This is a genomic window from Arthrobacter sp. efr-133-R2A-120 (assembly GCF_030209835.1).
Lineage (GTDB): Bacteria > Actinomycetota > Actinomycetes > Actinomycetales > Micrococcaceae > Arthrobacter.
Map to the genome: position 1 here is coordinate 50,794 of NZ_JARVRF010000020.1, position 25,595 is coordinate 76,388.

The 25,595-nt window shown below is 63.4% G+C and carries 22 protein-coding genes and 1 pseudogene; 5 read left to right on the plus strand and 18 right to left on the minus strand.

Annotation, left to right across the window (positions count from 1 at the left end; translation table 11 throughout):
• Positions 1-3: 3 nt before the first annotated feature.
• The 6 genes from QRN52_RS11595 to QRN52_RS11620 are packed head-to-tail and all read right to left on the minus strand — an operon-like array spanning position 4 to position 7,024.
• Positions 4-639: a CG0192-related protein gene (locus tag QRN52_RS11595; protein WP_284752869.1), complete on the minus strand. Its 636-nt coding sequence runs from the start codon at positions 637-639 to the stop codon at positions 4-6.
• A 10-nt stretch (positions 640-649) separates the two neighbouring features.
• Positions 650-3,040, minus strand: a complete 2,391-nt coding sequence (locus QRN52_RS11600; RefSeq protein WP_284752870.1) for a bifunctional salicylyl-CoA 5-hydroxylase/oxidoreductase — start codon at positions 3,038-3,040, stop codon at positions 650-652.
• Between the two features lie 14 nt (positions 3,041-3,054).
• The gene (locus tag QRN52_RS11605; protein ID WP_284752871.1) at positions 3,055-4,713 is read right to left on the minus strand and encodes an AMP-binding protein; all 1,659 of its coding nucleotides are present in this window, start codon (positions 4,711-4,713) and stop codon (positions 3,055-3,057) included.
• 41 nt (positions 4,714-4,754) lie between these two features.
• Positions 4,755-5,645, minus strand: a complete 891-nt coding sequence (locus tag QRN52_RS11610) for an acyl-CoA thioesterase (protein ID WP_284752872.1) — start codon at positions 5,643-5,645, stop codon at positions 4,755-4,757.
• A 5-nt stretch (positions 5,646-5,650) separates the two neighbouring features.
• Positions 5,651-6,133 (minus strand): cupin domain-containing protein, encoded by a 483-nt coding sequence (locus QRN52_RS11615; protein WP_284752873.1) that lies wholly within the window; start codon positions 6,131-6,133, stop codon positions 5,651-5,653.
• A gap of 33 nt (positions 6,134-6,166) precedes the next feature.
• The gene (locus QRN52_RS11620) at positions 6,167-7,024 is read right to left on the minus strand and encodes a fumarylacetoacetate hydrolase family protein (RefSeq protein WP_284752874.1); all 858 of its coding nucleotides are present in this window, start codon (positions 7,022-7,024) and stop codon (positions 6,167-6,169) included.
• A 168-nt stretch (positions 7,025-7,192) separates the two neighbouring features.
• On the opposite strand from QRN52_RS11620, the gene QRN52_RS11625 reads away from it, so the two are divergent.
• Both QRN52_RS11625 and QRN52_RS11630 read left to right on the plus strand, forming a co-directional pair.
• Positions 7,193-7,591, plus strand: a complete 399-nt coding sequence (locus tag QRN52_RS11625) for a RidA family protein (protein WP_284752875.1) — start codon at positions 7,193-7,195, stop codon at positions 7,589-7,591.
• Between the two features lie 46 nt (positions 7,592-7,637).
• Positions 7,638-9,068: an amino acid permease gene (locus QRN52_RS11630; RefSeq protein WP_284752876.1), complete on the plus strand. Its 1,431-nt coding sequence runs from the start codon at positions 7,638-7,640 to the stop codon at positions 9,066-9,068.
• Between the two features lie 114 nt (positions 9,069-9,182).
• On the opposite strand, the gene QRN52_RS11635 is transcribed toward QRN52_RS11630, so the two are convergent.
• The 10 genes and pseudogenes from QRN52_RS11635 to QRN52_RS11675 all read right to left on the minus strand — a co-directional run bounded on the left by QRN52_RS11635 (position 9,183) and on the right by QRN52_RS11675 (position 21,558).
• A complete protein-coding gene (locus QRN52_RS11635) occupies positions 9,183-10,295 on the minus strand; it encodes a M20 family metallopeptidase (RefSeq protein ID WP_284752877.1) in 1,113 nt (370 codons plus the stop codon).
• Positions 10,296-10,375: 80 nt separating this feature from the next.
• Complete coding sequence (locus QRN52_RS11640; RefSeq protein ID WP_284752878.1) at positions 10,376-11,395, minus strand: succinylglutamate desuccinylase/aspartoacylase family protein; 1,020 nt, start codon at positions 11,393-11,395, stop codon at positions 10,376-10,378.
• Between the two features lie 23 nt (positions 11,396-11,418).
• Complete coding sequence (locus QRN52_RS11645; protein WP_284752879.1) at positions 11,419-12,972, minus strand: sugar ABC transporter ATP-binding protein; 1,554 nt, start codon at positions 12,970-12,972, stop codon at positions 11,419-11,421.
• Between the two features lie 8 nt (positions 12,973-12,980).
• The gene (locus tag QRN52_RS11650; RefSeq protein WP_284752880.1) at positions 12,981-14,132 is read right to left on the minus strand and encodes a sugar ABC transporter substrate-binding protein; all 1,152 of its coding nucleotides are present in this window, start codon (positions 14,130-14,132) and stop codon (positions 12,981-12,983) included.
• 51 nt (positions 14,133-14,183) lie between these two features.
• Positions 14,184-15,272: an ABC transporter permease gene (locus QRN52_RS11655; protein ID WP_284752881.1), complete on the minus strand. Its 1,089-nt coding sequence runs from the start codon at positions 15,270-15,272 to the stop codon at positions 14,184-14,186.
• Between the two features lie 155 nt (positions 15,273-15,427).
• Positions 15,428-16,252 (minus strand): Lrp/AsnC family transcriptional regulator, encoded by an 825-nt coding sequence (locus QRN52_RS11660; protein WP_284752882.1) that lies wholly within the window; start codon positions 16,250-16,252, stop codon positions 15,428-15,430.
• Positions 16,253-16,309: 57 nt separating this feature from the next.
• Positions 16,310-16,453: pseudogene (locus QRN52_RS23945) on the minus strand (Lrp/AsnC family transcriptional regulator); the annotation flags it as partial.
• Between the two features lie 141 nt (positions 16,454-16,594).
• Positions 16,595-17,476, minus strand: coding sequence for a PaaX family transcriptional regulator (locus QRN52_RS11665; protein WP_284752891.1), 882 nt, complete (start codon positions 17,474-17,476; stop codon positions 16,595-16,597).
• The gene (locus QRN52_RS11670) at positions 17,476-17,982 is read right to left on the minus strand and encodes an acyl-CoA thioesterase (protein ID WP_284752883.1); all 507 of its coding nucleotides are present in this window, start codon (positions 17,980-17,982) and stop codon (positions 17,476-17,478) included. Before QRN52_RS11670 ends, QRN52_RS11665 begins: the two co-directional genes overlap by 1 nt.
• A 171-nt stretch (positions 17,983-18,153) precedes the next feature.
• Positions 18,154-21,558 (minus strand): DEAD/DEAH box helicase, encoded by a 3,405-nt coding sequence (locus tag QRN52_RS11675; RefSeq protein WP_284752884.1) that lies wholly within the window; start codon positions 21,556-21,558, stop codon positions 18,154-18,156.
• 167 nt (positions 21,559-21,725) lie between these two features.
• Here QRN52_RS11675 and QRN52_RS11680 point away from each other — a divergent pair, with 167 nt between their 5' ends.
• Complete coding sequence (locus QRN52_RS11680) at positions 21,726-22,586, plus strand: DMP19 family protein (RefSeq protein ID WP_284752885.1); 861 nt, start codon at positions 21,726-21,728, stop codon at positions 22,584-22,586.
• A gap of 146 nt (positions 22,587-22,732) precedes the next feature.
• Here the strand turns inward: QRN52_RS11680 and QRN52_RS11685 are convergent, their stop codons facing one another.
• Positions 22,733-23,284 (minus strand): COG4315 family predicted lipoprotein, encoded by a 552-nt coding sequence (locus QRN52_RS11685; protein WP_284752886.1) that lies wholly within the window; start codon positions 23,282-23,284, stop codon positions 22,733-22,735.
• Between the two features lie 154 nt (positions 23,285-23,438).
• Here QRN52_RS11685 and QRN52_RS11690 point away from each other — a divergent pair, with 154 nt between their 5' ends.
• Both QRN52_RS11690 and QRN52_RS11695 read left to right on the plus strand, forming a co-directional pair.
• The gene (locus QRN52_RS11690) at positions 23,439-23,939 is read left to right on the plus strand and encodes a sigma-70 family RNA polymerase sigma factor (RefSeq protein WP_284752887.1); all 501 of its coding nucleotides are present in this window, start codon (positions 23,439-23,441) and stop codon (positions 23,937-23,939) included.
• Positions 23,936-24,643, plus strand: coding sequence for an anti-sigma factor (locus QRN52_RS11695; RefSeq protein WP_284752888.1), 708 nt, complete (start codon positions 23,936-23,938; stop codon positions 24,641-24,643). The genes QRN52_RS11690 and QRN52_RS11695 overlap by 4 nt, the downstream gene beginning before the upstream one ends.
• 58 nt (positions 24,644-24,701) lie before the next feature.
• Here QRN52_RS11695 and QRN52_RS11700 read toward each other — a convergent pair whose 3' ends face one another.
• Complete coding sequence (locus QRN52_RS11700; protein ID WP_284752889.1) at positions 24,702-25,514, minus strand: methylenetetrahydrofolate reductase; 813 nt, start codon at positions 25,512-25,514, stop codon at positions 24,702-24,704.
• Positions 25,515-25,595 lie beyond the last annotated feature (81 nt).

The following is a 25,595-nucleotide window of genomic DNA, read 5'->3' on the forward strand; positions in this document are numbered from 1 at the left end:
CCTCTAGTGCTGTGAGAGGGACGCCAGTAGCACCGGCGCCTCCTGCCCGGCCCACGTGCCCCGAAGGGCAGCCGAATCTTCCGAACCCTGGATCCCCGGCTCCAAGACACGGTTCACCAGCAGTGTGAGCTCACCGCCGTCGATGCCCGTGACGGTGTCCTCGGTAATCGGGGCTGCCGGGGTCAGTGCAGGGACTTCGCTACCGGGAGTTCCGCTGCCCTTGGCCTCGACGGAACTCTTGCGTGGCTCCAGCACGCCGTCCACGTCCACGAACTGTTCGGCTTCCCGCTGTCCAGTGAGGATGGCGGTGGCAAGGGCAGTGACGTAGACGGGATCGGCGCAGGCGTCGTACACCCACCTCGTGCCCAACACGGAGTGTTCCATGGTGCCGAGTAGCGAGTCCTCCGCGCCGGGCAATTCCGAACCCCGATAGCTCAGGGGAACCTGGTAGACCTTGCCGCCGTGGGAGACCAAGTGGGTCTCGAGGCCGACTTCGCCGTCCGGATCATCGAAGCGGTACGCGCCGAGCAGCTCGGGCGGCGCGGAGCCATCCTTGGTGAACCACGGCTGGGCGGGCAAATACGTCTCGATGAGTTCAAGTTTGCTGGGACTCAGGGTTGCTCGATGGATGATAGCCATGCGGTCCAGCCTAGTTTGCCAGTACGGGCGCGGGGACTGCTCTCGGGGTCCAGCGCAGGTGCGTGTTGTCGGCGTCGGACTCGCGCTCTTTCAAGAGCGAAAGCCTGGGCCTTACGGCATCCGTGCGGGAGCTCGGCGGTTTGCGTCGGCCCGCCCGGAACTGCGGAACCCACTGCGCCCCGGGGCCCTGGTATTCCTGCTCGGCTGCGGCGTGGAGCGTCCACTGGGGGTCGAACAAGTGCGTCCTGCCCAGCGCCACGAGGTCGGCCCGTCCTGCAAGGAGGACGGAATTGACGTCGTCGTAGCTGGAGATGGCACCGACGGCGATGACGGCTGCTCCGGCGGGTGCGGCGACCTCCTGGCGGATGCGGTCGGCGAACGGCGTCTGGTAGCTGCGGCCGAAAGCCGGTTGTTCTTCCTTGGCGACCTGGCCGGTGGAGACGTCGATGCCCGCGGCGCCATGAGCCACGAATGCCCGCGCGATGTCGAGCGAGTCGTCTGAGGTGTTGCCGCCTTCGATCCAGTCCGTCGCCGAGATGCGTACCGTCACAGGCTTGCTGGCAGGCCACGCCGCACGGACGGCGTCGAACACTTCCAGGGGGAACCGCAAGCGGTTCTCCAAGCTGCCACCGTACGTGTCCGTCCGGCGGTTGGACACCGGCGAGAGGAACGAGGAAAGCAGGTAGCCGTGGGCGGCATGGACCTCAAGGAGGTCGAAGCCTGCCTCTTCGGCACGGAGGGTCGCGGCCACGAACTCAGCCTTGATGGCGGCCATTCCTGCGTGGTCGAGTTCCGCAGGCGTCTGGTTGCCGGGACCGTACGGCAGGGCCGTCGGTCCAACAGCCTGCCAGTTGCCGGATGCGAGCGGTTCGTCGATGCCTTCCCACATGAGCTTGGTGGAGCCCTTGCGGCCGGAATGACCCAGCTGCGCACCGATCTTGGCCGTCGAACGCGCATGGACGAAGTCCACGATTTCCTTCCAGCTGTCGCGCTGTGTGTCCGTGTACAGGCCGGTGCAGCCGGGGGTGATCCGCCCGGTCTTGGAAACACACACCATTTCGGTCATGACCAATCCGGCGCCGCCGAGTGCCTTGGAACCGAGGTGTACTTTGTGGAAGTCGCCCGGGACGCCATCCACCGCGGAGTACATGTCCATGGGGGAGACCACAATGCGGTTCTTGAGCTCCAGTCCGCCGATCCGGAACGGTTGGAACATGGCCGGGGCAGTCTCCGTCAGTCCTTGGGACTCGGCGAAGTTGCGGTCCACGGCGTCGGCGAATTCCGGGTCGCGCAGCCGCAGGTTTTCCTGGGTGATGCGGCGGCTCCGCGTGAGGAGGTTGAATGCGAACTGCGTCGGATCCTGCTCCTTGTATTGGGCGATCCGCTCGAACCATTCAAGCGAAGCCTGGGCGGCGCGCTGGGTGGAGGCGACAACCGGACGACGCTCCGTTTCATAGGCAGACAACGCCGACTCCACATCCGGGTGCTCGTGCAAGCAGGCGGCGAGTGCCAGGGAGTCCTCCATGGCCAGTTTGGTTCCGGAACCGATGGAGAAGTGTGCGGTATGAGCCGCATCGCCGAGCAGCACGACATTGCCATGGCGCCAGCTCTCGTTACGCACGGTGGTGAAGTTGATCCACTTGGAGTTGTTGGACAGGACCTCGTAGCCGTCCAGTTCTTCCGCGAAGATGGAACGGATCTTGCTGATCGCCTTCTCGTCCGATACCCCGGGAGGGAGCACATCGTCAGCGGTCTCGTCGAAGCCGGCAGCCCGCCACACGTCCTCGTGCATTTCGACAATGAACGTGGATCCTTCGTCGGAATACGGGTAGCCATGGATCTGCATGACTCCCCATTCTGTTTCCTTGACGAAAAACTTGAACGCCTCGAACACCTGGTCCGTACCGAGCCACATGAACTTGTTGGCCCGCAGATCCAGGCTTGGAGCGAAGGAGTCCGCGTACTTCGCGCGGATCTGGGAGTTAATGCCATCCGCTGCGAGGACCAGGTCATAGTTGGCCTCAAGCTCCTCCACCGGCGGCGAAAGGGTCTGGAAACGCAGGTCGACGCCGAGCTCGGCGCACCGGCGCTGAAGCAGTTCCAACAGTTCCTTGCGACTCATGGCCGCAAAGCCCTGGCCGCCCACCGTCACCGTTTCGCCGCCGAAATGGATGTCGATGTCGGACCAGCGGGCGAAGCGCAGGCTCATGTATTCGGCCACGACCGGGTCGGCGTTGCCGATGCCGCCGAGAGTCTCATCGGAAAATACGACGCCGAAACCGAAAGTGTCGCTGGCGGCGTTTCGTTCCCAGAGGGTGATCTTGTGTGACGGGTCGAGTTGCTTCATCAATGCCGCGAAGTACAGGCCGCCGGGGCCGCCTCCTACGATTGCGATTTTCATGCTTTTGCTCCTTCTCAGGCCTGGCCCAGGCCTGCGCCGGCAAGCTGTTCGGGGTCGTTGTCGATACGGTCGCGCAGCTTGAAATGCTGCAGCTTGCCGCTGGGATTGCGGGGAAGTTCGTCGACGAACCGGATGTCCCGCGGGTACTTGTAGGGGGCGATCGTCCGTTTGACGAAGTCCTGTATTTCCTTGCGCTTCGCGTCATCGCCCCTGACGCCTTCGCGCAGGACGATGAACGCGCAGACGACGCTGCCGCGTGCTTCGTCGGGCCGGCCGATGACGGCGTTCTCCACAACGTCCGGGTGCAGGTCGATGGCGGTTTCCACCTCGGGGGCGCCGATGTTGTAGCCGGAGGAAACGATCATGTTGTCCGACCGGGACTGATACGTGAAGTACCCGTCCTCGTCTTTCGTGAAGGTATCGCCGGTGACGTTCCAGCCGTTGACCACATAATTCGCTTGCCGTGGGTCGTCCAAGTAGCGGCATCCGGTGGGGCCGATGACGGCGAGCCGGCCAAGCTGCCCGGGTCCTAGTTCCAGCCCCTCGTCGTCGAGGATGGCTGCCCTGTACCCGGGAACGGCCCGTCCGGTGGTGCCGGGCCGGATGTCATCCCCGGACGCGGAAATGAACACATGCAACAATTCGGTGGCTCCGATGCCATTGACGAGCCGGAGACCGGTGGCCACCCGAACGGCTTCCCACGTTTCCTTGGGCAAGTGTTCGCCCGCCGAGACCGCGACCCGGAGCTCGCGGAGCAATGATCCGCGGCCTTCCTTGAGGATGGCCCGGTACGCAGTGGGTGCGGTGAACAGGATGGTGGCCCCGGCAGCGGCGGCACTCTCGGCAAGTTCCACGGGGGTGGCCCGTTCGGTCAGCAGCGAGGATGCGCCGAAGCGCAGGGGGAAGACCACCAGCCCACCGAGGCCGAACGTGAAGGCGAGGGGTGGTGAACCGGCAAACACGTCGTCGGCGGTTGGCTGCAGAATATGGCGGGCGAACGTGTCGGCGTTCGCGAGGATGTCCCTGTGGAAATGCATGGTGATCTTGGGCGTGCCCGTGGTGCCCGACGTCGGGCCGAGCAGCGCGACGTCGTCGGCGGAGGTCGGCACGGCAGCGAACTCGCCGCTCTTGGCGGCACAGCGGGACGCGAGGTCACAGGCGTCGTCGGATCCGTAGGAGAGGACAACGGTGTCCTCTCCTGCTGCCGTGAGCAGTTCGTCCATGAACCGGTGGTCGGAGATGGCTACGGTAGGACGTGTGAGGCTGATAATCGTGCCGACCTCGCTGGAACGCAACATCGGCATGGTGGTGACAACGACGGCCCCGGCCTTGAGCACGCCCAGCCAGGCCGCGACAATCCAGGGATTGTTCGGACCGCGCAGCATGACGCGGTTGCCGGGCACCACGCCGAGATCCTCGGTGAGGACCTGGGCGACTTGGTTGGCGCGCCGCTGCAGCTCACCGTACGTCCAGACTGTGCCGTCGGGGGTCCGCAGCGCGGGGCGTCCGGCACCATGGCTTGCGACGGCGTCGTCAATGAGCGCCGCCGCTGCGTTGAGCGTCGCCGGGTACTGGAGTTCCGGCAGGGTGAATTCGAGGGTCGGCCACGTGCCGGCCGGTGGCAAATGGTCGCGGGTGAAGGTGTCCACGTGGGCTGATCTCAACATTGTCATGGCCACTCCTTTCAGTAATACGGCGGGTAAGTCGAAGGTGTTCAGGAGCCGGCGCGGATCATGCCCTCTTGGGCAACCGTTGCCAGCAGGCGTCCTTGCCTGTCAAAGAAACGGCCCGTGGCCAGCCCCCTGTTGCTTTGCCCGGACACGGCCTCCTGGGCGTACAGGACCCAGTCATCCGCGCGGCCGTCCCGGTGGAACCACATGGAGTGGTCCAGGCTGGCCGTGGCAAGTCCGGGGCTGGACCAGTGGAGCCCGTTCACCCGGAGCAGGGGCTCAAGGATGGTGTAGTCGCAGACGTATGCCAGCGCGGCCCGGTGCAGATCTGCCGTCGCGTGCTCGTCACCGGCGTCGGGCAATTGCTCGAAGGCTTTCACCCAGATGGCCTGATGCGGCACGGATTCGCCTTCGACCTGCAGATATACCGGTCCGGGAATGTGTCGCATGTCGAAGCTGCGCTTCGAGGACCAGTACTCGGCAGCGGGCCCCTCGACGCCTTGCAGCACCTCGGCAGCACTGCGCAGGGATTCGGGTTCGACGGCGGTGGGCGCCTCGGGCTGGAAGTCCGGACCGTCTTCGGGAACCTGGAAGGAACCCATCGCCGCGTACACGGTCTTGCCGTTCTGGTGGCCACGCACGCTGCGGGTCGAGTATCCTCGGCCGTCGCGGAGGCGTTCAACCTCGTAGCGAACCGTGGCCCCGATCTCCACGGGGCGCATGAAGTAGCTGTGCATTGAGTGCAGCTGCCTGTCAGCGCCGACCGATCGCATCATCGCTGCCGCGGCCTGGGCCACCATGTCCCCTCCGTAGGCTTTGGGCCACGGAACGTACTGCGAGGTCGCTTCGTAGGCTTCGTCGTGGATCTGGGCGGGGACGGCCGTCAGTTCGATGGCCTTGAGGAATGTCTCCGAGGTCAGGATTCCAGTGGACATGTCCATCAGGCCCTGCGGAAGTCTGCGAGGGTCTCATCGGCAACGTCTTCGAGGTTGACCACGAGGTTCTCCGGGGTGCGCGCGGTCAGCCACACGAGTTCTTCGGTGACGGACATGTTGGCCTCGACATGCGGCATGAACGGCGGGACGAAGACCCAGTCGCCCGTCTTCATGTCCAGGAACTCGGAGTAGTTCTCGCCAAAGTAGATGCGGCCGTGGCCGCGGAGCACGTAGCCGCCGGTTTCCGCTTCGCCGTGGTGGTGCGGCAGGGAGCGGTAGCCGGGAACGTTGGAGACCTGCCCGAACCAGATCTTGGTGGCCGGCGTGTGCTGGATGCTGACGCCGGAGACGCGGACACAGTCGCCGGACTGGGCAGTGTTGGTATCTTCTTCACCGGCGCGGGTGACGACCGGCACCACCTTGCCGTCGGCCTGGGCGTAGATGGAGTTGTCGCCTTCGAGGCGGTAGTCGGTAGCGGTTGTGTTCATAGTGGTCACTCCTTTGAAGTGCTTGGTATTGGCTTAGACGTTGGCGGGGACGGGTGCGTGGATTCTGAATTGGTTTTCCAGCCTTCCGATCCCGTCGATTTCGGTGGTGAGGACATCGCCGTCGTTCAGGAAACGCGGCGGTGTCATACCCATGCCGACTCCGCCGGGCGTACCGGTCAGGACAAGGTCTCCGGGGCGCAGGATAGTGATCTGGGAGATGTAGGAAAGGAGTTTCGCCGGTTCGAACACCAAGGTGCTGGTGTTCCCCTGCTGCACCAGCTCGCCGTTGACATAACCGCGGACCTCGAAGTCGCCGTCGACCTCGTCCGCGGTCACCATGACCGGGCCTACCGGGGTGGTTCCGTCGAACGCCTTGCCTTGGAACCACTGCAGCGTGCGGTTCTGCCAGTCGCGCATGGACACGTCGTTGGCGATTGTGTACCCGGCAATTGCCGCGCGGGCTTGGTCCTCGTCCGCGCGGAACAGCACGGAGCCGACCACGACGGCCAGCTCGGCTTCCCAGTCGACCTTCGCGCTACCGTGGACATGGATCGTCTCAGCCGGCCCGATAAGGGTGTCGGCATACTTCGCGAAGAGCGTGGGGTATTCCGGCAGTTCGCGGCCCATCTCCTGAATGTGGTCGCCGTAGTTCAGCCCGCAGCAGATGACTTTTCCGGCCCGTGGAAGCAGAGGTGCCAGCTCGCCGGCAGGTGCGGACACGACTCCCGGTCCAGACGCTGCAACAAACGCTGCTTCCGCCAGGGCGCGCCAGTCCGGGACGGCGAGAAGTGCTCCGACGTCGTTGGCCGGCAGCGGTACGTAACTGTTCCCGCCCAAAGCGAGCGCCGCCGTCGTGCCCCCGTCGGCTGTCCGTAAGGTGGCCAGCTTCATGCGTGTTGTCCCTTCGTATGCTGTCAATTCCTACATTCATTCCGATGCGTCTTCTGATGTGTCGACTTTTTTACGATCGTCACATATGCTCAACGTAGCACGGCGGGGAATGATCTGCACAGGGATTTTTTCGAACATGTCGCAGCCGCCACCAAGAGGAGGAACAACATGAGCCACAAGACCGTCAATCCAGGGTCGCTCCCGAAGCCGTCGGGCTTTGCGCACGGAATGCTTGCCGGAAACACGCTGTTCTTGGGTGGCCAGACGGCCCTGGACAAGGACATGAACATCGTTCCCGGCGGGATCGTGGAACAGTTCACGCAGGCGTTTTCCAATGTGCTGACCACCCTGCGCGAAGCCGGCGGACTACCTGAGGACCTGGTCAGCGTGACCATCTACCTCACCGACGTGGACGACTACATGGCCAACGGCCGCGAGATTGGTCGGATCTGGCGCGAAATGGCCGGTTCCGAGTATCCCGCGATGGCCGGAATCGGTGTCACCCGGCTGTGGCAGAAGGAAGCCCTCATCGAGATCCAAGGCATCGCCGTCATTCCGGAGTGCTAGCCCCTGCGGCACAACTCCCCAAGAACTTTCGAGCAAGGAGACAACGATGTCACACAGCTTCGACCTGATTAAAAACCGCGAACGCGGACTCAAGCGCGAACTCACCAGCCCACAGTTGACCATGATCGCGCTGGGCGGCGCGATCGGCACTGGGCTTTTCCTCGGAAGCAAGTTCGCCATATCTTTCGCCGGACCCAGCGTCCTGCTGAGCTATGCGATCGGTGGCCTGATCGCCGTGATGCTGATGGGCGCGCTGGCTGAGATGACCGTGGCCCATTCGACCACCGGGTCCTTCGGGGCTTTCGCCGAGCACTACATTTCGCCCCTCGCCGGATTCCTGGTGAAGTACCTCTACTGGTCCTGCGTTGTGCTGGCCGTGGGCACCGAAGTGCTTGCGATCGGGGACTACATGAAGCTCTGGTTCCCGGGAGTTCCTCCGCTGGTCTGGATCCTGTTGTTTGCCGGCGTTCTCATCGCGGTCAACATGTTCAACGTCAAGGCCTTCGGCACCCTGGAATACTGGTTCTCCAGCATCAAGGTGTTCGCCATCCTCGGATTCATCCTGCTCGCCGCCATCCTGGTCTTTGGAAAGCGAGAGGCCGGCTACGGAATCCATAACTACACTGCCGAGGGCGGGTTCTTCCCCAACGGCGTGTCCGGCATGTGGGTGGCCGTGATTGTGGCGATCTTCAGCTACCTCTCGGTGGAGATGATCGCCATTGCCGCCGGTGAAGCGAAGGATCCGGGAACGGCCGTCAAGAAGGCGTTCAAGGTCACTGTATTCCGTCTCTTCCTCTTCTACATCCTGACCCTGGCGCTGATCCTGGCCATTGCACCTGTCAGCCAGATCCTTGCCGGAAACAGCCCTTTCGTCACCGTCATGCAGGTCATTGGCATTCCGTTCGCCGATTCAGTCATCAACGTCGTGGTGATTGTGGCTGCGCTTTCAGCCATGAACTCGCAGCTCTACATCTCCACGCGCATGATGTTCAGCTTGTCCCGCGCAGGGCAGGCGCCCGCCGTGTTCGGGCGGCTTCACAAGAACGGTTCCCCGGTCAATGCACTGATCCTCTGCACAGGTGGAATCGCCGTGGCGGCCTGCGTGTACGCCCTGAATCCGGAGTCAGGCTTCACCTTCATGATGGCGCTGTCCATGTTCGGGGCAATGGCCACGTGGCTCATGATCTTCGTGACCCATCTGGCGTTCCGACAGGCAGCGAAGCGCGACGGGACGGCTCTGTCGTACAAGCTGCGGTTTTACCCGGTGGCCTCCTGGGCCGGAGCGATCCTCATGGTTGCCATCATGGTCACCACCCTCTTCGTTGATGCCTTCCGGATGACACTGATCTTCGGGGTCCCGTTCGCCATCGGTATCGTCGTCCTCTACTTCGTCCTGAGGAAGCGCCACCAAGGCGCCACTTCGGCAAATGCAGAGCCCGACGCCGACCGGAACCTGGAGGGGGCGGCGCACTCCTAGGGTACGGGCGCGCACTCCTGGCGTGTGCGGTGGGCCGGCCGCATTGCGGCCGGCCCACCTGCGCGCTGCCTGGACTTGCCCGCCAGAACTGTGTTGCCGCAGAGTTCCAGTGAGTCACGGCCGAATTCGTGTCAGCGCGGCGTCCACAACCGTCCAAGCCATGGCGATCGCGCCTTCGATGAGCGCCTGATCAGCTCGCTCCGAGGCTGCAGCTTCTGTGAACGCGGACTGGTGGTTGGACACAGGCGAGTCACAAATCTTGACGTGCGGATGAAGGCTTGGGACGACTTGGGAGACGGCGCCGAAGTCGGTGGAGGCACGGAATGCGCGGGCTTCCGGATCCTGCGGAAAGCTTCGGCCTAGGGCCTCCGCATTCTGCTGATACAGCGAGGCCAGCCGCGGCGACTGCACAACATTCGGGTATGTCAGTTCCCATTCCAATTCCACTGTGCAGCCGGCCGCGAGGGCTGCCCCCGTGAAGCAGGCCTCGACACGTGGGACCATATCCTCAAGGTCCGCAAGGGTCTGGGCTCTGATCCCGTACACACCCGCGGAACTTCCCGGGATCACGTTGGCAGCAGAACCGGCATTCGTGACAACACCATGGACTCGGGTGTCGTTGGGGAGCTGCTGGCGAAGCAAACCGACGGCGACCTGCGCGATGGTCGATGCGTCGGCGGCGTTCGCTGCCTCCCATGGCGACGCCGCGGCGTGCGAGCTCTTACCGGAGAACTCGAAGGAGAAACCGGTGCTGGCGAGGAAGCCTGGTGAGGCGTCTTCGAATGGCGCAGGATGAATCATCATGGCCATGTCGGCGCCGATGAATGCACCTTGTTCCAGCATCAGGATCTTGCCGCCGCCGGTCTCCTCTGCCGGCGTGCCCAACAGTTCCACCGTGAGATCGAGCTGCTCAGCCACGCCCTTCAGTCCCACAGCCGCAGCGACTGCGCATGCTGCGATCAGGTTGTGGCCGCATGCGTGGCCAAGCTCTGGCAATGCGTCATACTCTGCCACCACGATCGCTTTGAAGGAGCCTGCTCCGGCAACTGCGGAGATCGCGGTGTCCAGCCCAAAGGCGCGTTCTGTCACTGTGAATCCGGCTGCGCGCAGCTCGTTCGCGACTTCCCTGCTGGACTTAAACTCGGCAAAACCGAGTTCGGGCATGCCGTGGATGCGATGGCTGAGGTCGATCGCCTGGTCGCGAAAAGCCTCTATCTCCGCTTGCACTGCCCCTTTAATGGCGTTTCGGAGTTGGGTATTCCTGGTGGCAGATGCACCTATGGTCTCGGGGATGGCTGCGTTGGCGCTCATACGTCGGCCGCCGCAACGAATCCGACAGCATGGCCTTCGGGCACGGCAAAGGACCCGCCCCCTGGCGCCGTCGTCAGGAAAGCCCACACGAATCCCGTGACGGGCATCTTGACCTCTTCCAACACCGACCCATCCATGCCCACGATGTGCGCAACAACGCTGCCTTGCTCCATAACTGTTCCTGGATCGCAAACCGGGAATAGAACACCTGACTCGCGGGAGGTGAGTACCCCATGGTAGGTGAAACTTCCTTGGAGCCTTTCCACCAACTGGGGTGCAACTGGTTCCTCCAACATTCCTAGCTTGGACATGACGTTGAGGACACCTCGGACACCCGCTTCGTATCCTTGGTGTCCATGCTCGTCGAGCAACTCGACCATCAGCCCCGGAATACCATGTGCTGAGGAGGCAGCAGCGGGCTGGCCGTCCACGGACCCCACCTTCTCCGCGGTACCGTCCTCTGGGTCGGTCATCAGAACCGGGGTGACGCCGAAAGCTTCCGCCATTGCGCGCTGGACTTGGCGGACCTCGGGTGAGGAGCACTGTGCCGCGAACTCCATCGACATGGGCACCGCCGGCTCCGCGTTGTTGTGCAAGTCGATGTAGTGAGTCGTGACATCGAAGAGACTGCGGACTTGCGCCCCTATCCGCAGCGTTGGTGATCCGGCTGGGTCGCTGGGCCAGTAGCACGGCATTCCCAGGTGGATGCCGTCCTCGGGAGAGGCGTAGGTCGCACGGTCGAAAGCAAGTGGATTGGTCACCGGAACTGAGATCAATGTTCCTCGCAGCCTCGCCGGGTCAATGCGCGCGATGAGCTTGAGAAGTGTTCGTGTTCCCGTGATTTCAGTGCCATGCGTGGCTCCAGTGACAAGAAGGACAGGACCAGGCTCCGCCCCGTGCATGATGCTCACCGGCACACTGACTACTTGTCCGGAGGCGGACGTGGTGGCGGTCAGGCGACCGTGTCGCAGTTCCCCTGCGGGTACGTGGAGGGATCCGACCTCGAATACGCTCATTGCGGGATTCCTTAATGTTGGTTTCACGATGTGGCAGGCGTCGCTGTGGAGGCGAGGCAGCGGTGGGTGATGGCATCGGTGGTTAGCTGATCCCCGGTCAGCTCTCCGGAGACGGCCCCGTTCTTGATGACGATGACTCGATGACAAAGATGGGCGAGATCCTCGTATTCACTGCTCGCGATCACGACGGAGCAGCCGTCTCGGGCTGCGCGGTTGATCAGGTCAAAGAGAGTCTTCTTGGCTCCCACGTCGACGCCGTTGGTCGGTTCGTGGAGGAAGAGAACGTGGGGACGGGTGAGCAGCCACTTGGCAAGGATTAGTTTTTGCTGGTTGCCGCCGCTGAACGAGCTCAGGGGCAGATCGGGCGCCAGTGGCCGCAACCCAACACGGCGCATCGCCTCGATTGCGTCCTTGTGCTCCTCTGAGTAGGCCATGCGACCCGAACGCCAGTAACGCCTCATGGTGGCCATCGTGAGGTTCTCGGCCGCCGAAGCTGCCATAAGTCCGCTGGAGGTCGCCCGATCTGCGGGGATATACGCCATCCCCATGCTCATGGCACGGCGCGGTCGAAGCCACTTCTGCTCGACTTCCGTGCCTTTGACTTCGACTTTCCCTTCTCCGCGGCTGGCACCGAAGCACAGACCGATGATCTCCTCGAAACCATCTCCCACGAGGCCCGTCAGTCCGAGGATCTCTCCGCGGGACGCCACGAATGAGACATCACGCGTTTCTGCTCCGCTGAGATTTGTAGCCCGTAGGACGGGCTCAGTCACGGTCGTATGTTCGGACGGATAGAGGTTCGTGAGCTCCGTGCCAAGGATGGCCGTTATGAGGTCGTCGGTAGTCGCTGACGCGACGTCCATGGTTGCCACGACTTCTCCTGACCTCAGGATGGTTGCCCGATCGCAAACATCCTTCACTTCGTCGAGTCGGTGCGTCACAAACACCACCGAGCTACCGGTGGCCTTGATCCTGCGGAGGACCTCGAATAGCTGGTGCACCGCGTCCGCCGGGAGGTAGGCTGTGGGTTCGTCCAGGACGAGCACACCCCTTTCTTCGCCGCTTATGGACTCGATGCCCCTGATGATCGACAGCATGGCCCGCTCTACTGCGGACAGGCGTCCGACCACCGCGTCGGGCGAGAGGCCGAGCCCATAACGTCGGAGGGTCTCCTCGGTATAGGACCGTTGGGCGCGCCAGCTGATCCTTCCCCACTGTGTTCGGTAACGGCCTAGCCCGAGCGTCTCCATGACGGTGGATGAAAGGACCAGGCCGAGATCCTGGTGCACAAATCCAAGCTTCAGGCGTTCTGCCGTCTTAGGGTCGATCGGGAGGCCCTCCGACCGGCCGGACACCGTGACGCAGGGAGCATTGTCTGCCGTGTAGCCCCCATCCGGGGCGATCTGGCCGGCGAGGAGTTTGATCAGTGTGGACTTGCCTGAGCCATTCTCGCCCAGGAGGGCATGGATCTCACCGGACACGATGTTGAGGTATGCCTCCTTGAGGACGGGACGGGCCCCGTAGGACTTAGTGAGATGCTCGGCCCGAAGCAGGGGCTCCTGGTTCGTTGAGTTCATGGTACTGATCACCCTTGCCAGAGCCGGGTGTAGAAGGTACGGAAATCGAACGAGCCGTACCAGTCGCCGGACTTCTTCGCGAGGTCGATCGTGTCGATGTTGGCCCGCGTAAATGTCCGGTTCGGGACCTGCTCGTCTGCAACCGCATCCTCGCCTGCGATCGCGCGCATCGCCTGGTCAACCGCCGCCCACCCCATTTGGTAGAGGTTGGTCCCTACTGTCGCCGCCTCCGGGTCCGCCTTGTCCTGGAGCCCGCTCATTGCCCCGACAATGGCGTTCGAGCCCACCAAGCGGATGTTTCGGCCTGCGAGCCCGGTGATCGACGGCTTGATCGCCAGATTCATGTCGTCGACGAGGCTCACAACGTAGCGGGTTTCTGGATTGCGCTGCAGAAACGCGTTGACCTGCGGTTGCAGGAGAGAAGACCAAGCTTCCAAAGGTGCGTCCTGCACGGCGACCTTGGCATCGGGGCACAACTGGGCGAACTGTTTCGTGAACTGGTCGACCACATCGGAACTCGAGGTTCCGAAGCTCGAAGAGCCCAGGTAGAGCACACCTGCGTGGCACGACGAGTCTGCAGCCACGAAGTTGGCCTGCCGTGTACCCACGTCGTTCGTTGCCGACGCGTAGGCAAATACACCGATATCGGCAAGTTCCTTAGAGACCTTGCCCGGCGCGTCACTGCCGACACTGATCACGGGGATCCGGTGGCTTTTGGCCCCGGTGATGCTCGATGCAACACTCTTCGGGGGCGTGCCCTGAAGCAGGATGACGTCGACGGATTGGGCGACTGCCTGATCTACGAGGGAAGCGGCCTTCGGAGGATCGCCCTCGCTGTCCGAAACAGTGACGGTGGCACCCGCAGCCGCGGCGCCCTCCTTGACGCCGGCAAGAACGTCCTGGCTGAACGGGAAACTGAGGCCGCTCGCGATGAACCTGATGTTTTTGCCCCGTAAGGAAGTCCCGTTCTTGACCGACGGGATCTTGGGGCTAGCGGTCACCGGCGCGATGTCGAGGGCTAGCGCCTTGGTGGCGACGCTTTCCGGGTTTGAGGTCCCCGCGGCATTTGTGCCCTCGCTCGCTCGTTGACAGCCCGTCATGCCCAGGAGCGCAACGGAAATCACGATGGGCAGGATGGCTGCACGTTTCTGTCTCATCATTTGAAATCACCTAAATTTGTTTGGGTCGAGAACGACATTGTTCTTGGATGCTTATGCGCGATTTGTTCGGCCGTTGCGGCGGGCCGCAAACGTTGAGAGGGCGACTCCCAGGATCAGGGCCATGCCGTAGAACACCTGCGTCACCCAGCCGGCCAGTCCCAAGAGCTGAAGCCCGGTGATGCCGGTTGCGAGGAAGTATGTTGCGACCGCCGTTCCTAAGATGTTGAAACGGCCGGGCGTGAAACTGGTGGATCCGAGCATCGCGGCCGCGAACGGTGCGAGCGCGTAGCTGGTACCAACGTTTGGGTCAGCCGAGCCGAGCACGCCGGTAAGCAGAACTGCGGCCACCGCGCCAAGAAGGCTGGATACGATGAGGGACCCGGCTCGGATCGCGTCCACTCGAACTCCGGACAGGCGAGCTACCTCTCGCCCGGCACCTGTGAAGTACAGGCTGCGCCCGATGGGCGTGTGTTGGAAGAAGTACCACGCCACCACAACCACACCCAGGGCGTAGAAAAAGACGAGCTGGATCCCGCCCACAGTGCTTCGGGCGGCATCGACCAGATCCACAGAGATGCCGGTGACGGTGAGGTTATTCAGCCCCAGAGCGAAGCCGATGAGCACCGAGGTCATCGCGAGCGTGACAATGAGTGAACTGATCCCGATTCGGACGACGAAGAAGGCGTTCACGCATCCGACCACCAACCCAATTGCCAGCGCCACGAGCACTGTCGGCATCAGCGGCCACCGTTGGATGACGTTTAGATATCCCATCGTGACCACCGTGATCACCACTACACCGCTCGACGACAGATCGAACTCCCCGGCGGCCATGGGAATGGTCACGGCGATTGCCACGATCAGGACCGTGGCTTGCGAACTGAGGAGGTAACCCAAGTTCGAGCCTGAGAGGAAAACTCCGGGCAGGAGCACGCCAAAGGCCACGATCATCAGGGCCCAGGTGATAATCAGCCCGAAGCGCGAACCGATCAGAGCGATCCGATCGTGAGCCCGCAACCTCGGCTCGGCCAGGGGGGCGTCAGCCGTGTTTGCGGGACTGGACGGTCCGTCCTTAACCAGGCCGCCGCGAGACGTCGCGGGGGAGGCCGCAGGGTCTTGTCCGATTCGCGTTTGCGCCATTTTGTCACTCCTATGGATCTCACTCAGTGCTTGCGCGTCGTCGCGCTTTAAGAAAAGTCTGAGGTCAACGATCATAAGAGGCAGAAATTTGTTTGAATTCAGCAACAACACGGCCAAAATTGTAGGAAAACGATCCTCGCTCCGGCTGGTTGGGCTCAGTCCGTCCAAGGCCGGAGCGGGACCACGCCCGCGGACCGACCATTTTCTCCGAGAAGCCTGCCCATTCGCTTGACGGACCGCAGATCGATAACCCGATTAGACACAACCACAAAGGGAAACCGCTCAAGCAGGGTTGCCTCTACCGCCTCGATCTCTCCCAGCGAGTGGAGCCAACAGGTCGCCATGAGGTTGTTGGGTCCTGTCGTTGCCGCCGCGACGCGAACTTGAGACGATCCTGCCAAGCTCCGACACACCTCCTGAAGCCTGTTCGCCGGAACCTTGCCCCAGATTGTTGCCGAGATGGGCCAACCAAACACTGGCGCGGCAAGATCGCACCTGACTCGCACCACCCCACTGTCAACAAGCCGGCCCACGCGACGCCGGGCGGTCGCCGGGGTCACGCCCGCCTGTGCCGCCAAATCCTGGAAGGCCATTCGGCCGTCAATCACCAACGCGTCCAGCAGAGAACGATCCACTGGATCTAGCTGCGGCATCTCCCGGCGGTCGAGCGTATCCCGTGAAGTTACTGATGCGAGCCTGCCTACCTGACCGGCGTCCATCGCGCGGAGCCGCCAGCGGCTACCCTCTCCGTACAGTGTGGTTACAATCGACACTTCGACACGGTCAACTCCGGGATAGCTCCCCAGCCGGCTCAATACACTCTCGTGAAGCGAGTAGAGGCTGCTCGAGAACACCGTCATGGAGAGATCGGGCGCGCCCCCCGTGATTTCCAAGGTCGCCACTGAAGGGTCGTTCTGCAGCCTTACGACCAATTTTTCCCGAAGCCGTGGACGGCACCACATCAAGACGAACGCGGTCACGCCAACAGTGTGAAAAGCCGGACCGGGCGTAGCGCTCACCCAAGCGAGCCCGGCTTCGCGCAAGCGGTCCCACCGGCGAGCTAAAGTGATTGGCGCGACGTCCAGAGCCTGGGAGATCAGAGCCCATGGCGCGCGCGGCGCACGCTGCAGTGACTCCAACAACGCCAAGTCAAGCTCGTCCGGAGCGATGGATTCGTGCACAATTCCTCGACTATTTGAAGGTTGCTTCCCGATGAGGCGGGACGAGACGGCCCCGCGTGGCGTTGGCCGCGAGACCTGTGCGCGAAGTTAACAGTCGACTCGGCGGTATGTCAACGTCCATGTTCCTCTTGCTGGATCGCACTAGGGTGCCACCAGGTCCGTATTGCCGTGGATGAGTTCGTGTGCGTGGGCTGCCGCGAGGGGTGCGGCAAGGCGATGAACCGCCTGGAACGTCTCGCGAACCGCCGGACCGCGCCAGTCCTTCGGGAGGTATTCCAATGGCAGGTTCGGGTCCCGGTACGGGAAGCGGCGCCACACAGTCAGCATGGGAATGTAGTAGCGGAAAGCATCCCGGCGGAGCTGGGCCGTCGAGTTGGCCAGGGCGGCTCCGGGATCATGCCCCACCAGTCCGGCCCAAAGGTCTCCGGCCCCTTCGTAGAGATCCAGAAATTCGGCGAATTGCTCGTCGATGGCCTTCAGATCCCACCATTCGGCCACCTTCGGCCGCATGGGGCCCTCAAACAAGTAGTCGCCGCGGAAGAAGTCCACAAACTGAACAAGCCCGCGCGAGGCAAGCCGCTCACGGGCTTGTTCAAGTACCTGGGCCGGTGCGATCCATACCCCCGATGCCACGGACCCAAAACCGAGCCCGGAAAGCTCTGACCGCAGTTGGTGCCGGCGGTTCCGCATTGTTTCGGGGACGGAGAACACCGCGAGGACCCAGGATTCCAGTTGGGCGGAGCGATCGGCGGCGAAGATTCTCCGGTCGCCCTCGCGGAAAACATCCAGAACAGTGTCGGACAGTTCGTATTTGGCGACGCCGTCCTGGCGGACACTTTTGAGGACACCCTTGGCTTTGAGCCGCGAGACTGAGGAACGGACTCCCGGCGCATCGTAGCCGAGGTCGCCCAGCATGGAAATCAGCACGGAGACAGGGAGGGCGTCGCTCGAACTACGGCCGTAGAGCCCATACAGGGTGACGATCAGTTGCTGGTGGCGCACGGAGGGAGCGGGCACGTCCATCATCGTTCAGAACCCCCGATCTTCGGGACCGTCGCTGCGGCCGCCTGCCGGATCCGTTCCGGCCACGGCTGGGCTGAGGCTGAGCCCGCTGGCACGTGTGCTGTGGTCAATGTCCCATGTGCAGCCAGGCCGCCCGGCGAGTTTGGATGTGCGTGGCCATGGACCTCGAACGCAAGGGTCATGGACGTACGGCCGACTTTTTGGATCTTCACGGTTGTCGTCACCCGTTGGCCAAACCACAGCTTGGCCGTGTAATTGACTACTTGCTGCACTCGCGGAGCACTCGGGAAGTACTCCGGAAGCGCCAGATTGCGGAAGAGCTCTGCCTCGGCAGCCTCGACCCAGCGCATGATCGCGGAGTTGTGTTGATGGCCCGACGCGTCAGTGTCCACCCATTCCACAGCCCTGTCGATGCTTGCCTGCATCTCTGGCTGTGCTTCGCTGCCCTCCATGGTTCCCCCTTCGGCAACCCTGTATTTGCTCAGGCCGCCTTCAATTGTATACATCAAGTGACGGCCGTTCGGAACTCGATATGCCGAAGGGGGTGGCCCAGGACGGAACGAATCACGGAGGCATCCATATAGCCTCCTGAAACGGTGAGTTAGTCGCTCCCTATTCACATTTGTGGCATCAAAAGTGAATAGCGGCGGTCCTGGCCGTTCCTAAGGCGCGCATCCCTACTCCGCGAACAAGCCGGCCAGGTCCTCCGCTGTCAGGGCGCCACCAGTCAGGGCATCGCCTTCCATGACATCCGCGAACAGCTGCGACTTCCTCGTCTTGAGCGCCATCACCTTTTCCTCGATGGTGTCCTTGGCCACCAGCCGGTAGACCATCACGTTCCTCGCCTGCCCGATCCGGTGGGTGCGGTCCACGGCCTGCGCTTCAGAAGCCGGGTTCCACCATGGGTCCAGCAGGAAGACGTAGTCGGCCTCGGTGAGGTTCAGGCCGAAGCCGCCGGCCTTCAAGGAAATGAGGAACACGGGCGCTGCGCCGTTCTTGAATTCGCTCACGACGTCGGCCCGGTTCCGGGTGCTGCCGTCGAGGTAGCAATACTCGATGTCCTCCGCGTCGAGCCGCTCCCGGACCTTGCCCAGGAACCCCGTGAACTGGCTGAAGATGAGCGCCCGGTGCCCCTCGGCCACGATGTCCTCCAGCTGTTCGAACAACACGTCCAGCTTGGACGAGCGCACCGCGGACAAGGACTCGTCCACCAGGGAAACATCCAGGCTCAACTGCCGCAGCAGGGTGAGCGACTGGAAAATGGTGAAGCGGTTCTTATTGACATCGTCGATGAGCCCAAGGATCTTTTGCCGCTCACGCTGCAGATGCGTCTGGTAAACCTTCTGGTGCCGCGGGTTGAGCACCACTTCGAGCACCTGTTCCTGCTTGGGCGGCAGGTCCTTGATGACTTGCTCTTTGGTGCGGCGCATCATGAGGGGGCGGACCCGACGGCGGAGCTTGGCGAGTTGGCCCTTGTCGCCGTTCTTTTCGACCGGCTTTTGGTAGTACTCCGCGAAGCGGCGCGGGCTGGAGAACAGCCCTGGTGCCACGATTGAGGTCAGCGCCCAGAATTCCATGAGGTTGTTCTCAAGCGGCGTTCCTGTGATCGCCAGCTTGAAGGATGCCGGGAGCTTCCGGGCGCACTGGTAGGCCTTCGACTGGTGGTTCTTGACGAACTGGGCTTCGTCGAGCATGAGCCCGGCCCATTCCTTGGCGGCGTAGGCCTCGTAGTCGATCCGGAACAACGCATAAGAGGTGATGACGACGTCGGTCCCGGCCATGGCTTCCTGCGGATCCGCGCCGCTCTTGGCGAAGGTCTCTCCGATGGTCTTCACGCTCAGGCCGGGCGCGAAGCGTTGCACCTCTGCGGCCCAGTTGCCCACGACGCTGGTGGGGGCAACGACCAAGAAGGGGGCGAAGGGAGCGCCGCCGCCACCGGCGCCACCCGCCCCACCCGCGCCGGATTCAGCCTGCTCCTTTGCCGCGCACATCAAGGCGATCGCCTGCACTGTCTTGCCGAGGCCCATGTCGTCGGCCAGGACGCCACCCAGGCTGTGGCGGTAGAGGAAACTCAGCCAGTTGAAGCCCTCCAACTGGTACGGACGCAGCTCGGCATCGAGCGAGCCCGGCAGCGGCAGCCCGGTCACGCCGTCGTCGAGCAATCCGCCCACGGCCTCGCGCCATGCGGCCGCCTGCTCGTCGACGATCCCCAATTGCGCGAGCTCATCCCAGAGCCCGGCCTGGAAACGGCTGATCTGCAGGGTGCCGTGCCGGTCCGGGTTGTCCTGCAAGGACCTGGCTTCGTCGATCAGCGCGCGGAGTTGGTGCAGTTCGGGCAGGTCCAGCGAGAAGTAGGCGCCGCTGGGCAGCAGCATCCGGCTCTGGCCGGCCGCGAGGGCGGAGAACACCGCCGCGAAGGACACAGGTTCGCCCTCGAGCGTGATGACGATGCCGAGATCGAACCAGTCGCGGCTGTCGGTGGCCTTGGTCGAAATGGAGACGACGGGAGCTTCGGTGGCCTCGCGGTAGTCGGCGATCTCGCCGGAGGTATCCACGACGACGTCGGGCAGCTCGCGGAGGCGGGGAAGCACCTCCTCGGTGAAGGCCAGCGTGTCCAGGCCATCAAGAGCCACCGAGGGCGCCAGCCGTGGAGCCCCCCAACCGCCGCTCGACGACTCGCCCAGCGCGGCAACCACATCCCAAGGCCGGCCCAGGGACTCCAGGATCCGGGCTTCCGCGGCGTCGTCGCGGTAGCCGTGGTCGTCCGGGTGCCGCCAGAGGGGCTGGGCCGTCACGAGCTTACCGGCCTTGTAGTGCCACTCCCAGTGCAACCGGACCCGGTGGTCGGAGCCGTAGTTCGCCAGCAGGGACAGCATGGGCACGGCGAGGACCGGCAACTCAACGGAATGGTCCGCTGCCGTGACCCGCGTGGACTGCTTGAGCTTCGGATAGAACGCCGTGAGGAATCGTTCTTCGTCCTTCGCCGGGATCTGGAGCCGGGATGCGCCCATGACGAAATCGAGGAGTTCCTGCGACTCGCCGCCCTCCAAAGGGGCCAGAGTGATGAGGTTCCCAGGTGCCGGTACGCCGGGCAAGTGCCCCTCGCCGGGGCCCGTGAAGAACAACCCATGCGCCGGGCGTCCGATCAAGCCCAAGGCCGCCGGATCAAGGGCGTCCCCGCCCAAGGTCACCGACGGCGCCAGCTGCAGTCCGTCGTCGGGCCGGCTCAGGTCAAGCCCGACGACGGCGGGATCCGCCGCAATGCGGATCGGCTCGGTCCCGCCGGAGTGGATGAGGGAAACCCCGACTTTCGAGGCTTCGGCCAGCAGGCTCCACAGGTTCTTTCCGGCGAACTCGTTGAGCAGCATCCACATGCTGGACGTGAGCTGCCGGTAGTCAGCAGTGGAATGCGCGGCCAGGAAGTTCTGCATCCAGTCGATATGGGCTTCGTTGAACTCGCGCTTGTAGCCGAGATAGTTCAGGTTGGTCCAGGAAACATCGCCCCGGATCCACTTGCCCTTGGCCCCCATCATCACCGGGCGGGCCTTGAGCTGGCGAACGCTGCGCAGCGGATCCCGCCGGCCTGTGTAAGAGAAATGCGGGGCCGGTTCTTCCACCTCGAACGCCAGCGCCAAGGGGAGGCCCTGGCCTTGCGTTGCGGTTCCCGGAGTGGCGATGAGCTTGCTGAGTGCCTGCTCCCAGGCCGGCCGCTGCACGGCTGTCCCAGGCTGGGCCGTCTGCCCGAACGCGGGCGCGCTGAGCAGCTGTGCCCGCACGGCGGGATGGTCTTCGGCGGCGAAGAGCAGGGCTGCCACATGTTTGCAGTCCTTGCGGACGGGGCAACTGCACACGCCTACGGTGCAGCTCCAGCCGCCGGGCTTGCGGACCAGCTTGGCCGACGTCGAATACGCTGACGGGCCACTGCCCCTGACCTTGCCCATCATCAGACCCGTGGCGGAATCGAAAGTGATGCTGCTGACCCGGCTTCCCATGGCATATGCGAGGCCGGCCGCCAGGGAGCGGTCGTTAATGGCGGGTGTCTGAATCGCCAGTTCCCAGGAATCGTCTGAGCGGGAAGGCATTCGTTGGGACTACTTTCGGCAGGAGGCTATCTATGAATCCTAGGGCCCACGGAGCAGCCCTGAAACTTTGCCGGACGTTCACCTCTGCCTAGCTTGCCCGACAACCGCCCCCGCGTACGTTGAAAGGGTCCGGAGCAGCACAAGCTTCCAAGCAGTGAGGAAATCCCATGACCAGCAATGAGACCACCTTCAGGTACGTAACAGTTCTGACGAAGGACAGCATCGAGGCCGACAACGCAGACGTTGTGGACGCGAACGTCACCGTGGTCAACGAGATGTACGAGGAGCTCCTCAACCATGAGGAAATCGCTACCAACGCCCTGCGCAGCTACTTTGTGGACTACTACCTGACCCAGGCACTCGCTGGCGGTTTCGCCCAGTACGTCTTCACGGTCCCGGAACGCGAAGAGGTGGATGCGTTTGTCCGCGAAGGCCTCGAAGGGATGGGTGCCAAAGGCCACCTTGAGCTGTTCAACCGCACCGCCGCGGCATTCGACGCGCTGTCCGAGGACGACGCCGAGGCCTACCTGGACGGCGACCTTGACGAGTCCGAAGTGGCACCGGAAGCCGTTGCCGAGCTCGAGGCCCTCGACGGCGAATTCGAATCCCTCCTGGAAACCGAAGACATTATCGAACTCAACGCAGCGTGGCTCCGCAGCCAGGACGGTGTGCTCTACCTGGACGAGGAACAGCTGAAGGCACACATCGCCGAGCGAGTAGCCCTCATCCCGAACCTCGAAGAGCGCCAGGCCGAGGCCGCCGAAGCCGAACTCGAGAACGCTCCTGAATTCGAGCTCATCATCCGTGAATTGTGCGACGTTGCCGGCTACCAGCTCGAGAAGATCACCATGGGCGATCCCAACTACGAGCACGACGGCGAGACGATCCTCGCCTGGCACTTCGCCACGGACCACGGCAACTACATCATGATCGAAGAGGACGACGAAGCCTTCATGATCCACCCTGAGACGAAGGAGGTCATCGCCGCGGTGGAGTTCGAGGACGCTGACGAGTTCGAAGACGCCTAGAACGCCCGCTCACCTTTAAGGCTTCCGGGGAGGACGCTCGCTCACCTTTGAGGCCTTTTGGACAAACGCTCGCTCAGATCTGCCGGCCGCTCCGGAGAGATCTGAGCGAGCGTTTGCCGTTTGGGGTTCAAAGGTGAGCGAGGGTTTCAGTAGCCCATACTGCTGCCGCTTGGGGTGCTGCTGCTCGGGGTCACCATGGAACCGGACGGGCTGACCAGAGACCAGACACCGCCCACGCCTTGGCCGTAGGTGTCACTGGAGTCTTCATCCTTGGAGTAGAAGTAGATGGGCATCCCATTGATGGTGATCTGCATCTTGCCGTCTGCCGTGGGGATGGTTCCGATGGTTCCGCTCACCCCATCAACCGCCGGCGTGGCCGACGTCGTTGTCACGGGGGGCCAGAGGGTAGCGCAGCCGCCGGTGCAGGCACTCTTGCCGGAATCCTTGACGTCCTTCGAGAAGACGTAGACACTCTTGCCGTTCGCCGCAACCACTCTCTCGCCCACGCTCGACGACGCCGTCTTCAGTTCCGCCGCGCCGGCAGGAGTGCTCGACGCCGGAGCGCTTGAACTCGACGCCGCGGAGCTGGGACTGGTTGCGCTTGAGGATGTGGAGGATGCGCCGGGGCTTCCTCCGCAGGCAGTGAGGGCGATGGCCAGAGCAAGAATTCCGAGCCCGGTGCCGAGTTGCTTCTTCATGGTTTGCTCCTTCGCTTGGACCGGTCATGGACGTGCCGGAAGCTAACCCGTACGACGCCGCCGGGTGAAGAATGGTTCACAGGGCTTGAACCTTTTTCGTGGCGGGCACGTCGTATCGCAGGAGAAGGGGAAGCCGAGCACCAAGGAGGCGCCGATGCCGCTCGACGAGGACGTGGTGGCCGCGATCTACCGCGACCACGGTACAGCCTTGCGCCGCTTCGTCTTGAGCTGCACGCCCGACGCGCACTTGGCCGAGGACGTAGTGCAGGAAACCATTCTTCGCGTATGGCAGCACGCCCCGCAGATCACGGGCAGCCTGCGGAGCTATTTGTTCCGCACTGCCCGCAATGTCATCATCGACAACTACCGCAAGGCCCAGCGGCGCCCGGCAGAGGCCGCCGAACGAGACATGGCGGACCCGGAGGAGGCCACCGAGCGAGTGGACGAACTCCTCAACCGGGTCCTTATGGAGGAAGCGCTCCTGAGGCTCAGCACCGAACACCGTGAGGTCCTGGTAGCACTGCATTACGAACGTTTCACGGTGACCGAGGCCGCGCTGAGGCTCAACATCCCCAGCGGAACTGTGAAATCCCGGGCCTTCTACGCCGTCAGGGCGCTTCGCACGATTCTCGACGAAATGGGGGTGCAGCGGTGAACGAAACCGGACTTCACCAATTGCTGGGCGCCTACTTGCTCGGCGGCCTCGAGCCTGCCGAGGCCCGGGCTTTCGAAGCGCACTTGGCAAGCTGCGCCGATTGCCGGCTCGAGCTGGGCGAGCTGGAGAGCCTCCCTGCCCTCCTCGACGCCGTCCCCGTGCCCGACGCCGTCGCGCTCGCCGCCGGGCGGCCCGCCGTCGAGCCCTCCGCCGCAGTTCCGTCCGACGCCCGCTCACTTATGGGGGCTTTTCCAGAAACGCTCCCGCAGCCGATTCTTGTGAAGATGACGGCGCGGCGGCGGAAATCCCGACGCCGGTGGGCGGCCCTGGTGGGTGCCGTGGCCGCCGCTTGCCTTGGGTTGGGCATACTGGCGGGGCCGGTGCTGAACCAGCCACCCAAGCCTGACGCCAGCTACTCGCTGCAGACAGACAACGGCCTGCAGCTTACTGTGGGATTCGTCAGGAAGGCGTGGGGGACCGAGCTGCAACTGGAAGGCCGCAGCATGCCGGCGCAAGGCACGATGTACCTGTGGGTCAAGGGCCGCGACGGCACGGAGGAAATGGCTTGCGGTTGGACGGCGACGTCCAGCGGCCACATCAAGGTCACGGGCGCGACGCCGGTCCAGCTCGCCGGGATTTCGGGCGTGGAACTGCGCGATGACGCCCAGAAGACGGTCGCGGTGATTTCGGTCCCGGGGAGCTAGGGGTTTCCGGGACCTATGCGGTCGGCGGCTACGCGGATGCCCGGTCAGCGGTCGGCGGCTACGCGGATGCTGCTTGGCTGGCCTCAGGATCTGGCAGATCGTTTCGCTCCCAGGCGGGCATGTCCAGTCGGTTGAAACTGTAGAGATGGATTCCCGATATGCCATCCGGGTGCGCCATGAGCTCGGAAACGAGGCCTTCCGGTGAGTACTTGTCCCCGCCTAGGAGCTTCCGGGCAAGGGTTCCTTTATTGCTGAGGAACTTCAGGGACGTCCCGACGCCGATCTGGGCTGCCAGGGCCAGCAGTTTGGTCCGGGGAACGGCCCCGGCCACGCCTGCCCACACCGGCAGCTCGACGCCTTCCCGGCGCAGGAGTGCTGCGTAGTCGAGGATCGTCGGGGCGGAGAAGCACATTTGCGTGACAACGTGCGTGGCCAGGTGTTGTTTGGCCAGCAGGGAATCCAGCAAGTCGAGCCCGCTCACGGACGGATGCCCCTCGGGGTAACCGGCGATGCCCGCAGTGATGCTGCCACCGGAGTACTCTGCGATGTCTGCCAAGAGGGGAAGGGTTGATCGATAGGGGCCGGCACCAAGAGGTCCGTCTCCGCCGATGGCGAAGACTTCCGTGATCCCGGCGGTTTCGCAGTCCCGGAGGATGCCGGAAAGCTGCGCCCGGTGCTCCAGCCCGCGTGCCGAGAGGTGCGGAATCACGTTGTAGCCGAGGAGGCTGAGCTTGATGGAAGCCTCCATGGTCCGCGCGATGCCGTGGTGGGGCAGGCAGGTAACGGTGAGCGTCGTGGAAAGCGGCACAGCGGCCTGGACTTTCTCAACGATTCCGTCTGAGGGGATGATTTCAATCCGGGTGGGGAACATGCTGGCTCCTTGCGGATCAGGCCGTCGCGTGGTGTGCGAGGAGGGTGCGGGCTTCCTGGCGGGTGGTGCCGGAGTCCTGGA

Excerpts from the sequence above, each read along its gene's own strand:
- QRN52_RS11595 (WP_284752869.1), bottom strand. The coding sequence starts at position 639 with ATGGCTATCATCCATCGAGCAACCCTGAGTCCCAGCAAACTTGAACTC.
- QRN52_RS11600 (WP_284752870.1), bottom strand. The coding sequence starts at position 3,040 with ATGAAAATCGCAATCGTAGGAGGCGGCCCCGGCGGCCTGTACTTCGCG.
- QRN52_RS11605 (WP_284752871.1), bottom strand. The coding sequence starts at position 4,713 with ATGACAATGTTGAGATCAGCCCACGTGGACACCTTCACCCGCGACCAT.
- QRN52_RS11610 (WP_284752872.1), bottom strand. The coding sequence starts at position 5,645 with ATGTCCACTGGAATCCTGACCTCGGAGACATTCCTCAAGGCCATCGAA.
- QRN52_RS11615 (WP_284752873.1), bottom strand. The coding sequence starts at position 6,133 with ATGAACACAACCGCTACCGACTACCGCCTCGAAGGCGACAACTCCATC.
- QRN52_RS11620 (WP_284752874.1), bottom strand. The coding sequence starts at position 7,024 with ATGAAGCTGGCCACCTTACGGACAGCCGACGGGGGCACGACGGCGGCG.
- QRN52_RS11625 (WP_284752875.1), top strand. The coding sequence starts at position 7,193 with ATGAGCCACAAGACCGTCAATCCAGGGTCGCTCCCGAAGCCGTCGGGC.
- QRN52_RS11630 (WP_284752876.1), top strand. The coding sequence starts at position 7,638 with ATGTCACACAGCTTCGACCTGATTAAAAACCGCGAACGCGGACTCAAG.
- QRN52_RS11640 (WP_284752878.1), bottom strand. The coding sequence starts at position 11,395 with ATGAGCGTATTCGAGGTCGGATCCCTCCACGTACCCGCAGGGGAACTG.
- QRN52_RS11645 (WP_284752879.1), bottom strand. The coding sequence starts at position 12,972 with ATGAACTCAACGAACCAGGAGCCCCTGCTTCGGGCCGAGCATCTCACT.
- QRN52_RS11650 (WP_284752880.1), bottom strand. The coding sequence starts at position 14,132 with ATGATGAGACAGAAACGTGCAGCCATCCTGCCCATCGTGATTTCCGTT.
- QRN52_RS11655 (WP_284752881.1), bottom strand. The coding sequence starts at position 15,272 with ATGGCGCAAACGCGAATCGGACAAGACCCTGCGGCCTCCCCCGCGACG.
- QRN52_RS11665 (WP_284752891.1), bottom strand. The coding sequence starts at position 17,476 with ATGGACGTGCCCGCTCCCTCCGTGCGCCACCAGCAACTGATCGTCACC.
- QRN52_RS11670 (WP_284752883.1), bottom strand. The coding sequence starts at position 17,982 with ATGTATACAATTGAAGGCGGCCTGAGCAAATACAGGGTTGCCGAAGGG.
- QRN52_RS11675 (WP_284752884.1), bottom strand. The coding sequence starts at position 21,558 with ATGCCTTCCCGCTCAGACGATTCCTGGGAACTGGCGATTCAGACACCC.
- QRN52_RS11680 (WP_284752885.1), top strand. The coding sequence starts at position 21,726 with ATGACCAGCAATGAGACCACCTTCAGGTACGTAACAGTTCTGACGAAG.
- QRN52_RS11685 (WP_284752886.1), bottom strand. The coding sequence starts at position 23,284 with ATGAAGAAGCAACTCGGCACCGGGCTCGGAATTCTTGCTCTGGCCATC.
- QRN52_RS11690 (WP_284752887.1), top strand. The coding sequence starts at position 23,439 with ATGCCGCTCGACGAGGACGTGGTGGCCGCGATCTACCGCGACCACGGT.
- QRN52_RS11700 (WP_284752889.1), bottom strand. The coding sequence starts at position 25,514 with ATGTTCCCCACCCGGATTGAAATCATCCCCTCAGACGGAATCGTTGAG.